Below are 3,516 nucleotides of genomic sequence, written 5' to 3' on the forward strand. Positions count from 1 at the left end.
GGGCAGGGAGGCGTCCGGCTCCGGTGCGTCAGCGCGCTGGTGGAGGACGCGGGGCGCGGGGAGCGCACCTGGCGCCAGCTTCACCCTGGCGCACCCGCTGGTCGCCAGCAGCAGCGCGCCCAGGAGCCCCAGGGCCCTAGCGCGCATGGTCCACCCCCAGGCCGAAGGAGGCGAAGGCGCCCGGGCGCAGCGTGCCGCCCGCTTGAGGCCGGAGCAGCGTGCCGCCCGAGGCCAGCGCGTAGAACCTTCCCGCGAATCTCCAGCGTGCTTCGCCTGAGAAGAGGTGGCGCGGGCCCGGTTTCCCCACGCCTACCGCCAGCCCTTCCACGGCCACTTCCACGTCACGGCCGAAGAGCTGCACCGCCGCGCGCCCGTCCACGTCCACCCGGCCCCAGCTGAAGACTTCCGCGCCCAGCGAGAAGTCCAGGTGACGTTGCAGCAGGCCCCCCAGCCATACCGCGTCCCACGCCACCCAAGCCTCGCCATGGACGGAGTCGCCGTCCGGAAAGGGCGCGTGAGCCGCGGGCTGCCCGGGGGCCCCCGCCGCGAGGAATCGGCCCAACTCGTAGTCCGGGCCGAAGAAGCCCTGGCGGAAGCCGCCGCGCTGGCGCCGCGCTTCCAGCCGCAGCGAGGCCAGCAGCGTGGGCGTCGTCCAGTCCGCGCCCACGCCCGCCACCGCGCCCCAGGCGCCCCCACGGCCCGGTTTGCCGCCAAAGCCCGCCAGCAGGTGCAGCTCATGTTCCGGCCGCACCCGCACCACGGCCGCCGCATCCAGGTGCGCCAACGTCAGTGCGGGCGAAGTGCCCCCGGCCCGGCCCCACTCGCGCACGGCGGAAACCGAGAGCGTGTAGCGTTGGCGCTGCCGGGGCTTGCCGAAAAGGGCATGCTCCAGGTCCACCTCCACCTCCGCGCCCATCAGGCGCGCGCCCAGCACGTCCGAGGTGAAGGCTTCGACGTAGAGGGGAGCGGCCCACCCGGTGAGGAAGGCGCCCGCCGGTTGGTAATCCGGATTCGTCCGGTTGGAGTAGCGCCGCACCAGGTGCGCGGACAGGAGGCTGTAGCGCTCCAGCGCGCCCGCCCAGCCGCCCAGCGGTGCGCCATCCGCGCCGACCTGGAGCGCGCGCACCAGTCCGCCGAAGTCCGAGAGGCTGTCCCAATCCTCTCGCCGCACCCGGCCGCCGTGCTCGCCCCAGAGTCCCAAGCGCAGCGGCGCCCCCACGCTGACGCTGAAAGCCCCGTCGCCGGAGTCCACCACCAGCAGGGGCGACAGTTGCCCGAAGCCCGCCGCCTCACCTGTGCCTTGCCGGGGCAGCAGCGCCAGTGTGGCGGCCTCCAGCCGGACCAGGTAGCCCCAGCGAGGGACGGGCCGGAGCACTGGAGGCGCCGTCGCTTCGGCGGGCGCGCTGGCCTCCGAATCCCGTCCACCGCGCTCCTCGCCCACCATGCCCGCTGCCGCCCCACCGGGTTGCAGGAGCAGCGCTGCCAGCAGCACCTGGGCCCTACGTTGCTTCCAAGACATACACGCCTCCCGGGCGAGCCCCCGAAGCAGGGGCCAGAGACGGCGCGAGGATCTCCGGGAGGTCTGACGCCAGCGCGCCGGCCCGGGGAAGGGCGCCGCGAATGAGGGGCGTGACCTCCTGCTCGACGAACTCGCTCAGCAGAGGCCTGGAGCCCAGCGGCAGCGCCCGCGCAGCGCAAGAACCGCCGGGCACGGTGTCATCGTTGAATGACCGGTTGCAGGAGCCCCGCGCGGTCCAAGAGCTCGAACACCCGTCTTCCCAGTTCAACGTGCGCGGGGTTGCTCGCGGTAACGCGTTCCGGGGCGAGGACCACCAGCGTTCCCAGGTCTTCCACGGTTTCAATCCACACGGGCGCGGGGAGCGGTGGCACAATTCCCCGACGCCGCGACAGGTACGTTATCCAGCCAGGAAATGCGCCCGCGCGCTCTTCTGCTGCGATGGCATCGCGGAAGTCCCAAGATGCCGCCATGGCCCAATCCGGTTCCCAGGCCAGCGCCATGCTCCGCACCGCATGGGCCAGCACAGAGGCGGTGAGCACCCGATCCGCGTTCGGTCCTTGGGGAGGCAGGTCCAATACACAGTAGTTGCCGACCCCGCTGTAAGCCCCCCCGTTGATACGTAGGTCTGCGTAGTCGCCCTTTGTTCCGTCGTTACCGAACCAGAAGGTGAAGCCCAGATCCTCGAAAACGGGCCCGCCCCTCTCGCGGTTGACGCCGCGGCGGAACAGCTCGGTGAGGGTGGGCACGTCAGGCGGCATGAGCGGATGCTTGCGCGCGTCCTTCCGGGATTTGGCGGGCTTGTACCACTGCGCCAGGAAGGGGTCCGTCGAGGCCAGGAGGGTGAGCAGGTGCGCCGTGCGCCGGGCGCACTCCTCGGCGGACTCCTTGCGTGGCCCCCAATAGGCGCCCGCGTAATAGGTTTCGGGCTGGGGCTTGCTGCTCACGTGACGCCCTCCTCACTTCGCTGGGGTGTGGACGACCTTGATTGCCCCAGCCTGGCTCCTCTCAAGAGCCTCTCAATCAAATTGCCGCCTTACGGAGGCACAGGAAGACGTGGCCGGTGTCTCGCTGGCTCAGGGCCCTGGTGCCCTCACTCGCGAGCGACGGGCGCTACTTGCGTACCGAGAGTATCCGCCACTGTGTGGTGTCGATGGCATAGAGGCCGCCTCCATCCAGGGCGACATTGTGTGGATCGCACTCCTCGGTCCGAGGGGAAAGCCCGACGATGACCACGCCCTCCTGGTGCGGTAGTGCCTCCACATCCCAGACCTCGCGTCTCCTCAGGCACTGCTCGGCCGGGCTCGCATCCTTCGGCAGGGGCGGCATGGAGAGGAAGAAGTCGTCCATGGCGAGCGCGATGGCCATGGCGAGGTCGCCCCGAATCCGCGTGGACTCCACGTCTTTCATCCCCATCATGGGAAATGCGAAGTCCCCACGCTCCGCGCCGGGGGCACGAGGGGGCTGATGGGAGCGATTGAAGAGGGCGCAGCCGGGTGTCAGCAGAAGCGCGAGTGCCAGCGTGATGGTTTTCATGGGCCGTCCACAGGGAGATGTTCGAGGGGGAGGTTCGGGTCGAACCTTGAGCTACCGAGCACCGTCAACGCGGTTCGCCGGACTCGAAGTGGGAGGGCGCGCGCGTGAGAGGGCGGGCGCATAGCAGCGGCCCTGGTGTACGTAGTAGCCCTCCTCTTGGTGGCAGTCCTTCGGCTCCAGGGACAGCTTGAACCAGCATCCCCCGTTGATGGGCACCTGGAGCCTTGGGCAGCGGCCATTGGCATCCGGCCGCCACTGTCCCGGCAAGGGCTTCGGCGGCACCTCCACCGCGACGGTGGACCAGGCGGACGGCGCTTGAGCGAGGGGCACCGGCGCCGTCAGCGCCGAGTCTCCGACGGCGACGGTGCCCCCATCTTTCGCCTCCTCGGACACCGAGGCGCGCACGTTCTCGGGCGTCTCCGCGAGATGCGTGCTGAGCAGCCACCCGGCCCCCAGCGCCACGG

3 protein-coding genes and 1 pseudogene are annotated in these 3,516 nt (G+C 70.5%); all 4 read right to left on the reverse strand.

The features are described from left to right. Nucleotides 1-136 precede the first annotated feature (136 nt). A complete protein-coding gene (locus HG543_RS52435) occupies nt 137-1,519 on the reverse strand; it encodes a hypothetical protein (RefSeq protein ID WP_246357927.1) in 1,383 nt (460 codons plus the stop codon). A gap of 197 nt (nt 1,520-1,716) precedes the next feature. Beyond that, a complete protein-coding gene (locus tag HG543_RS56940) occupies nt 1,717-2,463 on the reverse strand; it encodes an Imm52 family immunity protein (RefSeq protein ID WP_169352486.1) in 747 nt (248 codons plus the stop codon). Between the two features lie 166 nt (nt 2,464-2,629). After that, nucleotides 2,630-3,052 carry a hypothetical protein gene (locus HG543_RS52445; protein ID WP_169352487.1) on the reverse strand — a complete coding sequence of 141 codons (423 nt, stop codon included), beginning with the start codon at nt 3,050-3,052 and terminating at the stop codon, nt 2,630-2,632. A gap of 51 nt (nt 3,053-3,103) precedes the next feature. Further along, nucleotides 3,104-3,516, reverse strand: a pseudogene (locus HG543_RS52450) (serine/threonine-protein kinase); the annotation flags it as partial.

This window comes from Pyxidicoccus fallax, assembly GCF_012933655.1.
Classification (GTDB): domain Bacteria; phylum Myxococcota; class Myxococcia; order Myxococcales; family Myxococcaceae; genus Myxococcus; species Myxococcus fallax.

Excerpts from the sequence above, each read along its gene's own strand:
- HG543_RS52435 (WP_246357927.1), bottom strand. The coding sequence starts at position 1,519 with ATGTCTTGGAAGCAACGTAGGGCCCAGGTGCTGCTGGCAGCGCTGCTC.
- HG543_RS52445 (WP_169352487.1), bottom strand. The coding sequence starts at position 3,052 with ATGAAAACCATCACGCTGGCACTCGCGCTTCTGCTGACACCCGGCTGC.